We start from the raw sequence: 14,702 nt of genomic DNA on the forward strand, positions 1-14,702 counted from the left end.
CGGCCCCCGCCCCGGTGATCCGGGCGAGGGCCGCTTTGCGTCGTCAGGGCTACATCCTCGCGCCGCAGTTAACGCAGCGCCACTCACCCTTGCCGTTCTGCTGGAAGTTGTGCCCGTTCGCACTCGCTGGGCACGCCGACTCGCTCATAGAGGGGCGAACTGGTCGGACGAGCGGGTTGGGCTTGGTTCTCATGAGGGGACGACCTCCGCGATTACGTCCCACACCTCCTTCGAGGTGGCGTGCACGCTGGCGTACACACTCCGGCCTTTACGAGCTGTGGAACGGTGGACGTTGTCAGGGTGGAGACACAAGACGTTCTTCTGCTGGGCGGCGGGGTCTGCCTGCCCAGACAGACTGGCGATCGTCGTACGCATCCAGTCGGCGACCTCGTCCGGGTTGGTGAGGACGATGTCAGTGGGCTGCGCGCGCCGGGTCTCGGTGCCAGCAGCCTTCCGGCTGGTGCTGCTGATGGGGTGCCTCTCTACGTATCCATGCCACATGCCTCCTATCGTGCCGTATGTGCGGGGGGCCACACCATCAGTCGATGGCGTGGGGTCCGGTGGGGTGTGGGGAGATACCGTCAACATCGGGATCACGTCCTGTCTGCGTTGCTGGCGTGGAAGTTGTCGCTGCCGTCACGCCCATACCGGCACTGAATGCACGGCCACTTCTCGCCGGTCTCGGGGTCGATCCAGGTTCCGGACCCGCCGCACCAGCTGCAGCTACCCAATTCGTTGTGTCCTTTCAGGTAGATGGAAACCCGGCCGGCGAGACCGGACGGAATTGATGGCGCGCCGGCCGGGCTGGGCGCACTTCCCTCTGTGCGCCCGGGTCCTCGACGCCTTGTCGCGAGGACCACCGCCCGGCGTGAGCTGGTCATCACGGACTCACGCCGCGCGGAGACTGGGTGCCCTATGCTCGACCGCGTCGAGGGTCGCGGGAGCGCGGGGGGAGGTTTCGTAGGCCCGCGAGCACCCGCCGCGCCAGCTCCACTCGCTCACTGGCGTCCAGTGGCCGTGCCGTCGTCGGCCGTGGCGGCGGAACCGGTGCCGGGCTCCGTATCGGAAGCGTTCCGGAGACTCGTTCGAATTCCACTGGTGTCATCCTTGGGCTCGTCTTTCAACCACCACGGGCGGCGAGGGCCGTTGTCCAGGGGCGTGATTCGGCCGTCCCAGCTGATGTTCCAGCTCACCGCGCGCTCCCGGGTGTCCACAGCCACGATGTGGTGGTCTTGACCAGTCGCGGGGCACCGGGAGCATCGGGTGCGGGCAGGCCGAGCAGCCCGTCGACGACCTCGACGAGGGTTCCGTCGAGCTGCCACACCACACCACCGAAGGGGTCGGTCCTCAGGGCGGCCGCGTCGGTGGTGTAGCGGACCCGGATCGCGTCAGCGTGGCCGCCGGGCCAGGTCCGCACGCCGTCGATCTGGACCAGTTGGCCGTCTCGGGTATGGGGGAAGAACTGCCATCCCGCTTCGCGCAGGTCGACCAGCCGCTGCAGCTCAGGGAAGATGGCGATCGATTCGGCGACGGTCACAGGTGGCCTCCCATGCCAACCGGCTCGGCGTGGCGGCAGTCCTCCAAGCTCACGCGCAGAGCATCCCGCCATCTTGTGAATCACGCAAGAATCACAAGAGAAATTTCGTTCGTGATTCACACGAATGGCGCAAGAGGTCCACGGTGGGTTGCGACAGGATCGGCTCGCGTGAGAAATTCGCACCAGACAGGAGGACTCCATGCAGGTGACGTTTCTGGGCACCACGTCCGGCAACACGGGCTGCCCAACCGTCTACGCCACCGACCGAGGCACCTACCTCGTTCAGGGCTCGATCGTGACTGACAGAGAAGCGCTGGCCGAACTGGGCAAACACGGCAACGGCATCCCATCACACGAGACTGTTGTCGAGATCCCGAAAGAGCTGGTCAAGTTTTTCCCGGAGCCGAACTGATGGCCGCTACGGAACTGCCTGAGTTCCAGCGGCTGTTCCGCGAGTTCCAACAGTCAGCCTGGCGATGGGAATGCCAAGGCATCTATCACGAGCCCGAGGAGCGCGAGCCGCTGCGCCGGTATCTGGCTGGCGAGCCACCAGACGACGCGTGGCGTGAGGACTTCCTGCGCCTGGTGTCGGAGTCCACCCGATCCGGGAAGTGTTGGCAGCGGGTACGGCGGATGACCGTCCCGCTGACCGACTACCTACGGTTCGAGATGGACCTTGCCGAGCGCGGCAACATCCCGGCTGGAGAGGACATCCGTGTTATCTGGCCAGACGAGGCCGCGACACTCGGGCTACCTGATCACGACTTCTGGCTGTTCGACGACGCAATCGTGGCACGGATGTACTTCGGGGCCGATGGGCTGGAACGGGTCGAGATCCTGACCGGTGAGTCCGTCGAGCCATATCAACGGTGGCGGCAGTTGGCATGGGATCATTCGCACCCATACCAGGAGTACGCCACACACCGTTGAGGAGATCGTGACCGACTTCCAGGCGAGGCGTGAAGCCTTCGGCACCCGGCTACGAGCGCTGCGCGAGGAGCACGGTGTGCTGTCCGGCCGCGAGATGGCCAAGCGCCTGGACTGGCCACAGTCGCGGGTCTCCAAGATCGAGACCGGCAAGCAGACACCCGACGACACCGACGTGATCGCGTGGTGCGATGCGCTTGACGCGCCGGAAGCGGCGGGTGATCTGCTTGCCGAACTGGAGCAACTGCGCCTTCAACAGGTGGAGTGGCGGCGGCAACTGCGCTCAGGGCACCGGCAGAAACAGGTCGAGCTTAACCAGCGGCAACAGAACGCCAAGGTGATCCGCGCGGTAGACATCGCCGCCGTACCCGGTCTGACCCAGACACCGCCCTATGCGCGCCGAATCTTCATCCGAGCAGCTGATCTGCTCGGGATTCCGCAGGACGCTGATCAAGCAGTCGCTGCCCGCATGGCACGCCAGCAGATCCTCTACCAGGGCGGCAAGACCATCGAAATCCTGGTCGCCGAAGCGGCACTCGCCCACCCAATCGCCCCGCCGGACGAAATGATCGTCCAGCTCGACCGGCTGATCTCCATGGTCGGAATGCCGCACGTCCGGTTCGGCATTCTGCCGTTGTTCCGCACGCTGCCCTACGTCGTGCCGCATGGCTACTGGATCGTTGATGACCAGGTTGCAATCGAGACCGTCACCAGCGAGCTGGAGATCGACGACCCGGAGCAAGTATCCGTCTATCACCGCATGACAGACCGGCTCTGGAAAGCAGCAGACGAGGGCGAAAAGGCGGTCGACATTCTGCGCCGGGTTGCCGAGGAATACCGACGACGTCGATAGCTGCTCATGCGACGGCCCCGGAGCACCTCGGCTCCGGGGCCGGTCTATGTAACGGGTCACCCAGTCGAGCGATAAGGACGACGCCGAGGATCGCGAAGACGCCACTCGAATGGAGCCTTATGTCACGGGCACCACGGGCCGATGATGAGCTAACTCGTGTTCTCGACCAGCGGTCTGCCATCAGGCTCCTCGAAGAGCACGGATGGCTCAAGACGCGGGGCGGGAATCATGCGGTGAAGATGACCAAGCCAGGTTGCCGGCCAGTAACGCTTCCGCATCACAAGGGCCGTGACTACCCGATCGGGTTAACACGAGCCATACTGAAACAAGCTGGACTGTCTGGAGGATGACATGAACGATCGGGAACACGCCACCTATACAGTCCGTATTCACCCTGACCAAGACGGCTTGTGGGCCGAGGTCGCCGAGCTGCCCGGATGCTTCGCGTCCGGGATTAACCTGGACGAACTGTGGGAGAGCCTTCAGGAAGCCCTCAGCCTATATCTGTCAGACGACGAGAAGAACATCACGGCCCGATTGGTCGATCACGAAGACGACGTGATCGAGGAGCCGCGCGAGTTCGAATTGTGCAGCGCCTGACACGGCAGCAACACAACACGGCCCCGGAGCACCTCGGCTCCGGGGCCGCGGCGTGCTCGGGATACGGCGGAAAAGTCATTTCTGGGTCCCCTTCGGATTGGTGAGTGGGTGGTGTGCGGCGCGCCGGCTGGCGAGCCACTGCTCTGGGCCGGGCTTGCGCCGGCGCGGGAGCGCGGTGGCGCCGATGATGATGGCGGTCACCGCGGTAGCGGCCGCGCACCCGATGCCGTCGCGGACGCGGTCGGCTGCGTCGAGGACACGCCAGCGCAGCGGGCGACGCTTCATTGCTCCTCGCATTCGTAGACGGTGGTGTAGGTGTGGCCTGGGATGTGGCAGGCCGGTGGGACGTCGGGAGTGAGTCCGGCGGCGATGGTAATCAGCACGACCGCGGCTATGGCGACGAGGATGCTGATCAGGGCGCGGACGGCTGGCGGGGTCACGGTCAGATCGCGTAGGGCCAGACCGAGACCGAGTAGGCCCCGAACCACAGCCCGGCGAGCGCGATGGCGCCGGCGACGAGCACAGCGGTACGTGTCCGCACGCGTCCAAGGCGGATCGCCGCGAGGATCAACAGCGGGAACGCCGAGAGCAGCAGCCGCACCCTGTCCTGCACGAGACCGGAGTGAACGACGATCAGGGCGACCGTCGCAGCCGTGTACAGCCACACCGGCCACGCCATGCGCACGACCGCTGTCGCGACCACTGCGGCGACGATCGCTGCCGCGGTGAGCACGACGTACGCGTCACGCCCCGCGACGAGCGCATCGACGACCCACCGCAAGGTCGTGGCGCCGAAGTCGATGCTGTTGCCCCAGCCGCGCCGGGTGATCTCGAAGTATCCGCCCGGCACCGTGCTGGTCTCGTGCACCCACAGCAGATAGCCGAGCATCCCCAGCGGCGCCACGATCGGCGCGACCGCCGCCCCGAGCTGGCGATCGGTCCGCCGGTACAGGTGCCAGAACGCGGCGACCATCACGGTGAGGATGAGCGGGGCTGCCATGGGCGAGGTAGCCCCGGCCGCGGCCGTGCACCCCGCGGCGAGCCACCACCGCCGCTCAAGCACGGCGACGAGCGCCCATGCGGATAGCGCGACGAGGAGTGCCTCGGGGTAGGCCATCGAGTAGACGACGCTCATGGGTGCCGAGCTGACGAGCACGACCGCGAGGATCTCGGCTCGGCGGCCGCCGCCGAGTCGGCGCGTGAGTCGCGCGATGCCGTAGGCGCCGATCACTCCGGCGAGGGTGGAGACCGCGATGCCGGCGGCGAGGTAGTCCCCACCGGTCAGGGCGGCGACCCCGCGAACAGCCAGCGGGTAGCCGGGGAAAAACGCCATCGCGCCGTCTGGGCTTGCTACGCCGTGCGCGTCGACCATGCCGACCGCGGCGCCGCGGTAGCCCAACTCGGCGATCTTCAGATACCAGTCGGCGTCCCACGGGCGCGGGTTGACGCGACCGTTCGCCGCCGTAAATGCCCACCACATCAGCACGCCGAGCGCACGCACAGCGAGGTAGACGACAGCGATCGATGCCGCGCACCACGACGACAGGCCCGTGGTCGCGGCCCTGTGCCGGCCTTCGCACGCCGTGACGGTGATGGTGCGCTCGACCGCGGGTGGCCGGGCGGATATCGTGGCCATGTCTGGCTCCTGGAATCGTCCAAAGTGGTCGGTTCCAGGTGGTGGTCAAGGCCAAGGGACTGGAGCCCTTACGCTCGCCGACGACATGCGTTTACGCAGGTCAGCACAGCGCTAAAGCCTTACGGACTCATAATCCCTTGGCCGCGGGTTCGAGCCCCGCCCGGCCCACCACCTGGGGTTTCGCCGAGACTCTACAGGGCACAGCGCTCGAAAGGCAAGGGATAACTCCAGCCAATTTGGGCGTAGACTGCTCGGTCATGAAAACCAGGTCCGAGCCCGTCGCGCTAGATGATCTGCGCGAGCTCCTCCCTGACTGGCAGCGACACCTGCGCGCCACAAACAAAGCGCCGAGCACGATTGCGTCCTATTTGCGCGTGGCTGACCAGTTTGTCGGGTTCTTGGTCGAGCGCGGTATGCCGACGTCGGCGAGTGCGATCTCTCGCGAGCACGTCGAGCACTATCTCGTGCATCTGCAGGAGCGGCCGAACAAGCGCACCGGCAGAAAGCTGTCCGCGGCTGAGGTCGCCAAGCAGTATCGGTCGCTGCAGCAGTTGTTCCGCTGGCTCGACGAAGTCGAAGGCGAGATCGAATCGTCACCGTTTGCCAAGATGTCGCCGCCAGCTGTCCCGGAAAAGCCGGTCGATGTGCTGACCCTCGAGCAGCTGCGCAAGCTACTAGAAGTTTGCAAAGGCAAATCGTTCGAGAATCTGCGGGACACGGCACTCATCCGCCTGTTTGCGGATACCGGCGCCCGGTGCGGCGAGATCGCGCCGCTTCGGCTCGAAAACAAGGCCGAAGACCGGCCGAGCGACCTCGACTTCGACGCGGACGTCATCCACGTGATAGGCAAGGGCCGGCGCCCGCGCGCGATCCCGTTCGGTATGAGGACCGGCGAGGCGCTACGCCGGTATCTCCGCGCTCGTGCTCGGCATCCCGCGGCCAGCCGCACCGACGCCGTATGGATCGGGCGCAAGGGCCCTCTGACCGAGTGGGGTATCCGGCATCTGCTCAAGCGCCGCGCCGAGGAGGCGGGCGTGCCCCATGTCCATCCGCATAAATTCCGGCATACCGCCGCGCACGAGTGGCTCGCCGCCGGCGGTCAGGAACAGGACGCGATGAGGCTGTTTGGGTGGCGCTCACGGGAAATGCTCGGTCGCTATGGTGCCTCGGCGGCCGACGAGCGCGCCCGCAACGCGCATCGTCGGGCCGCGTTGGGCGACCGCTTCTAGTCGAGCAGGCAGAGATCGACGAGTGGCGAGAGCACTAGGTGCAGACCACCGCACTCGTCGGGCTCGTGACCCTGGCCGTGCCCGCCGTCGGGTGGTGTGTCCGCGCCGGGCCGGGATGGCGGCGGTGCCGCTGGTGACGTCTCGGGGGGCGCCGCCTGCGACGTGATGCTCGGTGCCACCGGCGATTTCGCCGCGGACGAGTGGTGTGCTCGGCGGTCATCGTTGTCTCTGCGCCGTGCCGGCATGGGTTGGAGCGCCATCACGACGCGGGCGCGGTCGGGCTGCGCGGTGGTGGTCGGCTCGTGTGCCCCAGGCTGTGCACTGGTGGGCGGTGGTGTCGTGACCGCGGGCATGGTGGTCGGGGGTGCCAGCGTGGGTGCCGGCAGGGCGACTATCGGCGCAGGCGCATCCAGCGGAGACGTGACGGCGGTGGTGGTGCCGAGGACTGCGGCAGCGCTGGCCAGTGCGATCACGGCGGTGGCCATGGGATGTTTTCGCACCCAGCGGAGGGTTTCGGCGACGCCCTCGCTGAGGATCGCTCCACCGCGGATGAGGTGGAGTCGGCGACGTGCGGGATCAGCGTCGCGCTCGGTTTTGGCGATTTCGGCGAGGATGTCGTCGAGGTGCTGTAGGTCGGTCTCCAGACGATCGATCGTCCAGCGCAGCTCACGCTGGAGCCAACGGACATGGTCGTAAGACATGAGCGACTTCCGAAAGTGTCATTTGCCCCAATCGGATTAGGGCACTACTCCCGGTTATCGATCATGTAATTGCGAAAGTTAATTCGGATTACAGCATTCACTCTATCGGGCTAGCCGATCGATCCGGTCGAGCAGACTGCGGGCTACGGCCAGTGACTCCTGCGCCCTAGCCTTCACGTCCTCAGCTATCCGGCGCAGCTCGGCGAGCTCGGCCAGCTCGTCGTCCGACCGTGCCTCAGGCTCGCTGTCATCTACCGGCTCGCCGCCGGCCTGGATGTGATCGATGCTGCCACTCGCCCAGTGCAGCGCCCGCTCGATGGCCTTCTTGGTGCGGGTGCGCAAAGGGCGTCCATGGGCTGCTCGGAAGAGCGTCTCCTTGGAAACCCCAGCGCGGGCAGCGACCTGATCCCAGGTGAGGTCGAACTCGGCGCGACGATCGTCCATCCACCAGCCGAGCGTGCCGGGCTCGTAGTCCAAGGCCATACCGGCATCATGTCGTGACCAAACGTGACTTGTCTAGTAGGCGTAACCCACACAGAAACGTCGTTTTCGCTGGTCTGAGCGTTACACAGTCACAAAATGTCACGTTAACTGGCAGGTATGTCGACTATTCGGGCTAGACATCGAACCAGATTTGACCTAACGTGACTCCTGTGAGATCAGTCAGAGTCAACAAGGCGGCCATCCGCCGGACGCGAGAGCTGGCCGGATATACCCAAGGCCAGGTCGCGAAGCGCATCGGGGTGGATCGTTCCGCGGTGTGCCACTGGGAGTCCGAGCGCTCACCGAAACAGCCCACTGGCACGCACTTCAAAGCTTTGTGCCGTGTCCTTCGGGTCAAGCCCGAGTCACTCCTGGCGGGGTGCGATGAGGCGGCCTGAATGCTCGAACTCGCTGGCAAAGGCAAGCCGGGCCCACGGCCGCCCCGGCGCTACACGTGCGGTATGTGCGGAGGAAGCGGCACCGTCCCCGTCGACCCCAACGACCGACGCCAAGGCGACCGGCCGTGCCCGAACTGCGACGGCCACGGCACTCTCGGCTAGCGGCTTGACACCCCAGCAGCGGGTGCTGCGGGCCCGGATCGCCGCGCACGTCCGGTGGTCCCGATGTGAGGACCGCGCCGCAGCGACCGCTCCGGCCCGCGCGGCATTCAACGACCGCTGGGAGCGCCAGGTCGACCCGGACGGCGTGCTCGATCCGCACGAGCGCGCGATTCGCGCCGAGCACGCCCGAAAAGCCTATTTCACGGCTCTGGCCATGAAGTCCGTCAAAGCGCGCGCTCGCAAGAAGACCCGCGCCGCTTGATCCCCCTTGATCGATAGGAGTGATATGTCGACTTTGACCGTGACTGATGGCCGGTCACCGTTCGACCGCATCAAGCAGACCCGGCCGGACGGCTCGGAGTTCTGGTCCGCCCGTCAGTTGCAGAGCCTCATGGCGTACGGAACCTGGGAGCGCTTCAGCAACCCACTGCAGCGTGCGATCCAGTCGGCGAGCAACACCGGGATCGCCGTTGACCAGCATTTTCGCCGATCTGTGAAAAAGACTGGTGGCCGCCCGCGCGAGGACTACGAGCTGTCTCGCTATGCCGCCTACCTCGTCGCGATGAACGGGGACCCGAACAAGCCCGAGGTGGCCGCGGCGCAGTCATATTTCGCGGAGCGCACCCGCCAGGCCGAGGTGATCGAGTCCGAGCTGGATGAGCTACCGGAGTGGGCCCGTCAGCAGATCGACACGATCCGCCGCGTCGGCCGGATCGAGGTCGAGCAGCAGCGGCAGGCCGAGCAGATCCGCCAGATCGACGCCCGTGTCGCCTCGGTCGAGGGCGCCTACGACGAGTACGCAGCGCTGGGCTACGCGCGGCTGCGCGGGTTGCCGACGGATCGATCGTTTCTGGTGAGGCTCGGCCGCCGGGCTACTGACGTGATGCGCGCGCAAGGTCAGGAGCCGCGTAAGAGGAAGGACGCGACGTTTGGCCTGATCAACATCTATCCGGAGTGGGCGCTCGACGAGGCCCTCGCGGATCTCACCGCATAGACCTCCGGCCGTCGGGGGACGGCCGGGGACTCCCCAAGGAAGCGCCCGCCCCGTGTGCCAGCGCGGGGCGGGCTGGACCACCGAGTGATTGGAGCACCAGGTGGCAGAGAAAGACAGTACACCACCACAACCGCTGCGGCGGGTCGTGGTCGTGATGAACGAGGCGCACGGCTGGCCGCCAGTGGTCGAGCCGACCGAGCAGGACCTAGCCCGGCTCGCCGAGCAGGCGCAGCGGGACCTGCAGGAGCAGCGGGAGGCGGAGGAGTCATGAGCGCACACCGCACCGGCATACCCGCCCCCGAGCTGATCGCCCGCATCCGCGACGAGCGCAGGCTGCTCGACGGCGACACCGACGTCATGGTTGGCGTCGCCGAGCTGATCACCCTCGCCGACACGCCCACCCAGGCTGGTGTGGATGTGCGCCTGGTCGAGCGCGAGCCGACGAGCGTGTGCGACTGGTGCATGGTCGACCCGGCCCGGCCGGCCGAGGTGGCTGTGTACGGCGATCCGGCGCCGGACGACCCGTACGAGCCGTTGCGGTACGCGGAGGTTTGCCGCGTGTGCGCACCGCGCGCCGCCCGGCAGGCGTTGATCGAGCAAAACCCCAACTCTCGCCAGCCCATCATCGTCCAAATTGGAGTAACCCCACAATGACCAGTTTCTATGCGCCCGCTGACATCCTGCGCATGGTCGCCGATTTTGCCGAGCTGCACCACCTCGACGACGACATCACCAGCATCCGTCCGCTCGACGGAGAAGCCCATGTCCACGGCTATGACGCCAGTACCCACAGTGTCGTGGCAATGGTGCTCCGTTGGGCGCTGGCGCTCGATGTCCCCACCGTGAACGTGAAGCCTGAGTCCAATGTGAACGAAAAGCCTGAGCCCAAGTACTACCGCCTCACCGTGCGCGGCAAGATCGGCGGCCTGCGGGTCACGTTCGTCGCGCTCACCAACGGCCCGGAAACCGAGGCCCTGCATGACATGGCGATCGTCGGCGATTTGATGCTCGACCAGCTCGCCCACTGCGTGCGCGAGCCCGAGGCGGTGACGGCATGACTGAGCCCACCAAGGGAATCGCCCGCCCGGCCGAGCAGGGCAAGGTCACGGTGCCGCTCGTCGGCCCGCTGAATGACCTTGACCAGGCGTACCGGTACGCGCAGGCACTCGCCCAGTCCAACCTGCTGCCGAAAGACCTGTACGGCAAGCCCGCGAACGTGCTCACCATCATCCTGTACGGCCAGCAACTCGGCCTGACGCCGATGCAGGCCATCCAGTCCATCTACGTCGTCAACGGCCGCCCGCAGATGTCCGGGCAGCTGTGGCTGTCCAAGGTCCGCGAGGCCGGGCACCGCGTCAAGGTCTCGGACCACACCGACACGTCGTGCACGGTCACGATCACCCGGGGCGACACCGGCGAGGAGCACACCGAGACCTTCACGTGGGCCGACGCCGAGAAGGCGAAGCTCGCCCGGAAAGACACCTACCAGCAGCACCCGAAACGAATGCTGCTGTGGCGCGCGGTGTCGAACTGCGCCACGGTGATCTGCCCCGAGGTCGCACTCGGGTTCGGCAACGAGGAACCCGAACCGGTCACCGAGCGGCCGACGCTCGCCCAGGTTGCCGCCGAGCGGATGGACCAGACCGCGGCCGCCGAGCCGGAGCCGCACCCGGACCCGGAACCCGAGCCGGAGAACCTGGCCGAGCCGGACGCCGAGATGGTCGCCGAGCTGGCCGAGCTGGAGCGTGAACACACCGTCGAGGCGAGCCCGCTCCGCGACGACGACCCGGACCTGTTCGCGGGCGGTGACGACGAATGACCGAGAGGGAACACACCACCGCCGATTTGCTGCTCGAATGGGACCGGACCCGGCCGCGCTCGCAGCAGCGCGAGCTGGGCTGGTCCGAGGTTGGCGGTTGTCGCCGCCGCGCGGGCTACAGGCTCGCCGGCACGACACCGACGAATCCGGGCGGCTCCATTCAGGCCGTGCTCGGCACGGCGATCCACGCGGCGATACAGGCCCAGCTCAACGAGACCGCGCAGCCCGGCGATCTGGTCGAGCATCCCGTGTCGTTTGCCGGGATTCCGGGGCACATAGACCGGTACGAGGCTGCAACACAGACGCTGGTGGACGTCAAGACCACGACATCCCGGTGGCTGGAAAAGATCAAAGTGGACGGTCCGACGCGCTCGCACCTGTGGCAGGTCAACGGATACGCCGCGTCCCTCAACCGCACAGGTACGCCGGTGCGCCGGATCGTCATCGACTACATCGCCCGCGACACCGGCGAATTATGGCGATGGACCGGGCGACCCGACGTGGCGCACGTGCGGGAAGCGTTGGCGTGGTTGAAGAACGTGCGCGAAACGCCTGTCGAGATGCTCAACCGGGACTACGACCCGACCGGCCCATTCTGCGCCAACTGCCCGTTCTACGAGACCTGTTGGGACGGTGCGGTTCCCGATCGCGACCCGCGGTCGGTGCTGTACGTCGAGAACCCGGACGCGGCCGAATGGGCGCGCAAGCTCGACCAGGCCCGCCGCGACAAAAAGGACGCCGAAGAGCGCGAGAAAGAAGCCATCGGCGCGCTGGACGCGTTGCGCCCCAACGACATCGGCAAGTCCGACCCGGTCGACGTCGGCTACGACAAAAACCTGCAGTGGCAGATCACCACGTCCGAGCGGCTCGACACGGCCGCCGTGAAGGCCGAGTACCGCAAGACCGGTGCCGAGCCGCCCACCAAGACCAGCACCACGAAGAAGCTCGTCTTCGTGCCCAAGGAAAGCGGTGATCAGTGATGACCGTTCGTATCGCCGACACCCGCCACCAGCGTTTGACCCGCATCGGCGATTGGCTCGACCTCGCCGCCGACTGGGTCGTCGCCGCGGGCGTCTATCTCTCGCTGTTCGCGATCGGCGCCATGCTCGGCGTCGCCATCCTCGCCACCGTCCTACACGGACTGGGGGTGTGGCAGTGAGGAAGTGGATTCGCTGGCGTATCGCTTACCTGCTCGACCGGTTGCCCGGCCAGTGCTGGGCCGACCTCGTGTCCTGGGTGCTCGACAGCGGCGAATTTCGTCGCCGCAACCCGTGGTCGCCGATCACCCCCACATGCTGGTCCGACAGAGACCACAATGGATGCTGCTACTGCGGCAAGCTACGGCGCAGTGCCCCGCGCGAGACGTGGCTGACGGACGAATACGCCGCCATCCTCGACGACAGGGAGGACGCGTGAGCGCCACATACCAGCCCAACCCGCCAAGGCTCGACGACCACGCTCTGCTTGAGGAGTACGAGCACCTGGCCGGCTACGGCATGTCCGACCGCAAGATCGCCAAACGGCTCGGCTACACCGACACGCAGCACATGCTCAAGCTGCTGCAGCGGGCCCGGGAGCGTGCCGCCGGTCGAGCCGCGCTGGCCACCAGTTCCCCCAACTCGCACGCGCACACCGCGCACTATCCACAAAGGACTATCGATGACTGACACGCCCGCTCCGCCCCGTCCTGTCACCGTCCCCGAGGACCTGTGGGAACGGGTCAACAGGGTCCTGTACAACGCTGGACTAATCCTGGTCGCCATCACCGGCTCACCCACCCAGACGACCCGCTACGAGGTGCGGCCGCGCCAAATCCGCACCGCGGCACCGGGCACGCGCGATCTGTCAGAACGGGAGGCTCAGGTCCTCGGGTTCATCGCGGCCGGGCTGGGCGACGTCGAGATCGCAGAAGCCCTCGGACTATCCGTCAACACCACGAAGTCCCACGTCAAACGGTTGTTCCGCAAGCTCGGCGCCCGCGACCGGGCTAACGCCGTCGCCCTCGCCTACCAGCGCGGATTCATCGGAGGTACGAAATGAGCACCGCGCCGTGCGCCATGTGCGGCCAGCTCGCGCCCGTCGACCACGGCGGCATCCGCTGCGCCTGCACACCAGCCCGCTCGGCCGCAGAGATCCGCGGCGCCGTCCGCGCCGCCGAGGCCCGCAACCGAGCAGGAGCAAACCGTTACCGCCGCGCTCGACTGTTGTAGACCCGGCGGGGGCGCGCTCGCCGAGCTGCCCGGGCTCGACCGGGCGACACCATCCACCACCTGACCGCCGGGCCGCCGCGGGTGACCCGACCCCCGCGGCGGCCCGGCATCCACACCGATCGCAAGGAGGTGACCGTGGCGATCCACCTGCACGCAGCCGAGCCACCCAGCGGCCGGCCACTGCCAGCCCAAAAGGTCTACAACGCCTGCTACCGCGGCGAGCTGCCCGCCGAGACGCTCGACACCGCGGCACGCGAGCACCTGGTCTACGACCTATGGCTCAAGGGCTGGACCGACGTCGAGATCGCCACGCATACCTCCATGACCCTGTACACCACCGCGCGTATCCGGGCTCGGCTCGGACTCGCGCCGCACCGCGCACGGAAAGAGGCCGCAGCCTGATGTCCCGACGCCTGTACTTCAAAGTGGACGTGGACATGCCTGATCACCCCAAGATCGAGGCGTTGTCCGACCGGGCGTTCCGCGAGCTCATCCGCCTGTGGGCGTGGTGCTGGAAGCACGACACCGACGGTGAGATCACGCCGGCGCGATGGCGGAAGCTGCCCCCCAAGGTTCGTAACGAATTGATAAATGGCGAGCTCGTCGACGAGGTACATAGCGTGCTTATGGTTCACGACTATTTGGACTATCAGCAGTCCTCGGAAGAGCGTCGGAAGGCGTCGGGCGGGCACGCCAAGGGTGGCTCTCTTGGGATGCATAACCGCTGGCACGCGGCCCGTGGGGTGGTCAAAGAAGGGTGCCCTTACTGCGAGGAGACACCCCCCAACCAAGATCAACAACACGATAACTCGAGTTATAACTCGACTTATAACTCAGAGATAACAGAGAAAGAGAAAGAAGAAGAATATAAGTACTTATCCACTAGGCAGCCTGTACGTAACGCGCGCGCGCGACACGGCGTCAGCGGCCCACACAGCACCCGAGCCATCCGCCTCGTCGACCGCACCCTCGGCCGCGGACTCACCAGCGCCACCCGCACCGCCCTCGCCATCGAAGTGGCCGCGCTGCTGTCCGAAGTGGACGAGCCCACCCTGATCGCCGCGCTCCAACGCTGGGACTCCCGCACCGGCATCGGCCCCCGGCTCCTGCCCAGCCTCGTCGACGACATCCGCAAAGAAGCCCGCGGCGCGAC

At 66.5% G+C, this 14,702-nt stretch carries 26 protein-coding genes; 20 read left to right on the forward strand and 6 right to left on the reverse strand.

The window, feature by feature from the left end; all coding sequences use genetic code 11:
- Positions 1-1,189: 1,189 nt before the first annotated feature.
- On the reverse strand, positions 1,190-1,537 hold the full coding sequence (locus tag QJR12_RS16945) for a hypothetical protein (protein WP_300584571.1): 348 nt from the start codon (positions 1,535-1,537) through the stop codon (positions 1,190-1,192).
- Positions 1,538-1,736: 199 nt separating this feature from the next.
- Between QJR12_RS16945 and QJR12_RS16950 the strand changes: the two genes are divergently transcribed.
- The 5 genes from QJR12_RS16950 (at position 1,737) to QJR12_RS16965 (ending at position 3,917) form a co-directional block, all read left to right on the forward strand.
- Positions 1,737-1,949, forward strand: coding sequence for a hypothetical protein (locus QJR12_RS16950; RefSeq protein WP_300584573.1), 213 nt, complete (start codon positions 1,737-1,739; stop codon positions 1,947-1,949).
- Entirely contained in the window at positions 1,949-2,467 is a 519-nt protein-coding gene (locus tag QJR12_RS16955) for a DUF6879 family protein (protein WP_300584575.1), read from the forward strand. The genes QJR12_RS16950 and QJR12_RS16955 overlap by 1 nt, the downstream gene beginning before the upstream one ends.
- Positions 2,468-2,474: 7 nt before the next feature.
- Entirely contained in the window at positions 2,475-3,317 is an 843-nt protein-coding gene (locus tag QJR12_RS16960) for a helix-turn-helix transcriptional regulator (RefSeq protein ID WP_300584576.1), read from the forward strand.
- A gap of 119 nt (positions 3,318-3,436) precedes the next feature.
- The gene (locus QJR12_RS17800) at positions 3,437-3,667 is read left to right on the forward strand and encodes a type II toxin-antitoxin system HicA family toxin (protein WP_366526322.1); all 231 of its coding nucleotides are present in this window, start codon (positions 3,437-3,439) and stop codon (positions 3,665-3,667) included.
- 1 nt (position 3,668) lies between these two features.
- The gene (locus QJR12_RS16965; RefSeq protein ID WP_300584577.1) at positions 3,669-3,917 is read left to right on the forward strand and encodes a type II toxin-antitoxin system HicB family antitoxin; all 249 of its coding nucleotides are present in this window, start codon (positions 3,669-3,671) and stop codon (positions 3,915-3,917) included.
- Positions 3,918-3,992: 75 nt separating this feature from the next.
- On the opposite strand, the gene QJR12_RS16970 is transcribed toward QJR12_RS16965, so the two are convergent.
- The 3 genes from QJR12_RS16970 to QJR12_RS16980 are packed head-to-tail and all read right to left on the reverse strand — an operon-like array spanning position 3,993 to position 5,418.
- Entirely contained in the window at positions 3,993-4,214 is a 222-nt protein-coding gene (locus QJR12_RS16970) for a hypothetical protein (RefSeq protein WP_300584579.1), read from the reverse strand.
- Positions 4,199-4,357 carry a hypothetical protein gene (locus QJR12_RS16975; protein WP_300584581.1) on the reverse strand — a complete coding sequence of 53 codons (159 nt, stop codon included), beginning with the start codon at positions 4,355-4,357 and terminating at the stop codon, positions 4,199-4,201. The genes QJR12_RS16970 and QJR12_RS16975 overlap by 16 nt, the downstream gene beginning before the upstream one ends.
- 2 nt (positions 4,358-4,359) lie before the next feature.
- Complete coding sequence (locus QJR12_RS16980) at positions 4,360-5,418, reverse strand: hypothetical protein (RefSeq protein WP_300584584.1); 1,059 nt, start codon at positions 5,416-5,418, stop codon at positions 4,360-4,362.
- Positions 5,419-5,810: 392 nt separating this feature from the next.
- Here QJR12_RS16980 and QJR12_RS16985 point away from each other — a divergent pair, with 392 nt between their 5' ends.
- Positions 5,811-6,782: a tyrosine-type recombinase/integrase gene (locus tag QJR12_RS16985; RefSeq protein WP_300584586.1), complete on the forward strand. Its 972-nt coding sequence runs from the start codon at positions 5,811-5,813 to the stop codon at positions 6,780-6,782.
- On the opposite strand, the gene QJR12_RS16990 is transcribed toward QJR12_RS16985, so the two are convergent.
- Together QJR12_RS16990 and QJR12_RS16995 are read right to left on the reverse strand one after the other, a co-directional pair.
- Complete coding sequence (locus QJR12_RS16990) at positions 6,779-7,483, reverse strand: hypothetical protein (protein WP_300584588.1); 705 nt, start codon at positions 7,481-7,483, stop codon at positions 6,779-6,781. The genes QJR12_RS16985 and QJR12_RS16990 overlap by 4 nt on opposite strands.
- Before the next feature lie 102 nt (positions 7,484-7,585).
- Positions 7,586-7,966, reverse strand: a complete 381-nt coding sequence (locus tag QJR12_RS16995; protein WP_300584590.1) for a hypothetical protein — start codon at positions 7,964-7,966, stop codon at positions 7,586-7,588.
- 170 nt (positions 7,967-8,136) lie between these two features.
- Between QJR12_RS16995 and QJR12_RS17805 the strand changes: the two genes are divergently transcribed.
- From QJR12_RS17805 to QJR12_RS17060, 14 genes are all read left to right on the forward strand, one after another.
- Positions 8,137-8,364 (forward strand): helix-turn-helix transcriptional regulator, encoded by a 228-nt coding sequence (locus tag QJR12_RS17805; protein ID WP_366526323.1) that lies wholly within the window; start codon positions 8,137-8,139, stop codon positions 8,362-8,364.
- Positions 8,365-8,530: 166 nt separating this feature from the next.
- Positions 8,531-8,788: a hypothetical protein gene (locus QJR12_RS17000; protein ID WP_300584592.1), complete on the forward strand. Its 258-nt coding sequence runs from the start codon at positions 8,531-8,533 to the stop codon at positions 8,786-8,788.
- Positions 8,789-8,812: 24 nt separating this feature from the next.
- The gene (locus QJR12_RS17005) at positions 8,813-9,520 is read left to right on the forward strand and encodes a hypothetical protein (protein ID WP_300584593.1); all 708 of its coding nucleotides are present in this window, start codon (positions 8,813-8,815) and stop codon (positions 9,518-9,520) included.
- Positions 9,521-9,620: 100 nt separating this feature from the next.
- Positions 9,621-9,791, forward strand: a complete 171-nt coding sequence (locus tag QJR12_RS17010) for a hypothetical protein (RefSeq protein ID WP_300584595.1) — start codon at positions 9,621-9,623, stop codon at positions 9,789-9,791.
- The gene (locus QJR12_RS17015; RefSeq protein ID WP_300584597.1) at positions 9,788-10,174 is read left to right on the forward strand and encodes a hypothetical protein; all 387 of its coding nucleotides are present in this window, start codon (positions 9,788-9,790) and stop codon (positions 10,172-10,174) included. The genes QJR12_RS17010 and QJR12_RS17015 overlap by 4 nt, the downstream gene beginning before the upstream one ends.
- Entirely contained in the window at positions 10,171-10,578 is a 408-nt protein-coding gene (locus tag QJR12_RS17020; RefSeq protein ID WP_300584599.1) for a hypothetical protein, read from the forward strand. Before QJR12_RS17015 ends, QJR12_RS17020 begins: the two co-directional genes overlap by 4 nt.
- Complete coding sequence (locus QJR12_RS17025; RefSeq protein ID WP_300584601.1) at positions 10,575-11,339, forward strand: hypothetical protein; 765 nt, start codon at positions 10,575-10,577, stop codon at positions 11,337-11,339. Before QJR12_RS17020 ends, QJR12_RS17025 begins: the two co-directional genes overlap by 4 nt.
- A gap of 26 nt (positions 11,340-11,365) precedes the next feature.
- Entirely contained in the window at positions 11,366-12,319 is a 954-nt protein-coding gene (locus tag QJR12_RS17030; protein WP_300584603.1) for a hypothetical protein, read from the forward strand.
- Positions 12,319-12,498 (forward strand): hypothetical protein, encoded by a 180-nt coding sequence (locus QJR12_RS17035; protein ID WP_300584605.1) that lies wholly within the window; start codon positions 12,319-12,321, stop codon positions 12,496-12,498. The genes QJR12_RS17030 and QJR12_RS17035 overlap by 1 nt, the downstream gene beginning before the upstream one ends.
- A complete protein-coding gene (locus QJR12_RS17040) occupies positions 12,489-12,755 on the forward strand; it encodes a hypothetical protein (RefSeq protein ID WP_300584607.1) in 267 nt (88 codons plus the stop codon). The genes QJR12_RS17035 and QJR12_RS17040 overlap by 10 nt, the downstream gene beginning before the upstream one ends.
- Positions 12,752-13,006, forward strand: coding sequence for a hypothetical protein (locus tag QJR12_RS17045; RefSeq protein WP_300584609.1), 255 nt, complete (start codon positions 12,752-12,754; stop codon positions 13,004-13,006). The genes QJR12_RS17040 and QJR12_RS17045 overlap by 4 nt, the downstream gene beginning before the upstream one ends.
- A complete protein-coding gene (locus tag QJR12_RS17050) occupies positions 12,999-13,379 on the forward strand; it encodes a helix-turn-helix transcriptional regulator (RefSeq protein WP_300584611.1) in 381 nt (126 codons plus the stop codon). Before QJR12_RS17045 ends, QJR12_RS17050 begins: the two co-directional genes overlap by 8 nt.
- 251 nt (positions 13,380-13,630) lie before the next feature.
- Positions 13,631-13,951, forward strand: coding sequence for a hypothetical protein (locus QJR12_RS17055; RefSeq protein ID WP_300584613.1), 321 nt, complete (start codon positions 13,631-13,633; stop codon positions 13,949-13,951).
- Positions 13,951-14,702, forward strand: a 752-nt coding sequence (locus QJR12_RS17060) for a hypothetical protein (protein ID WP_300584615.1), incomplete at its 3' end; no start/stop codon positions are given. The genes QJR12_RS17055 and QJR12_RS17060, both read left to right, overlap by 1 nt.

This window comes from Mycobacterium sp., from assembly GCF_029961025.1.
GTDB lineage: Bacteria > Actinomycetota > Actinomycetes > Mycobacteriales > Mycobacteriaceae > Mycobacterium.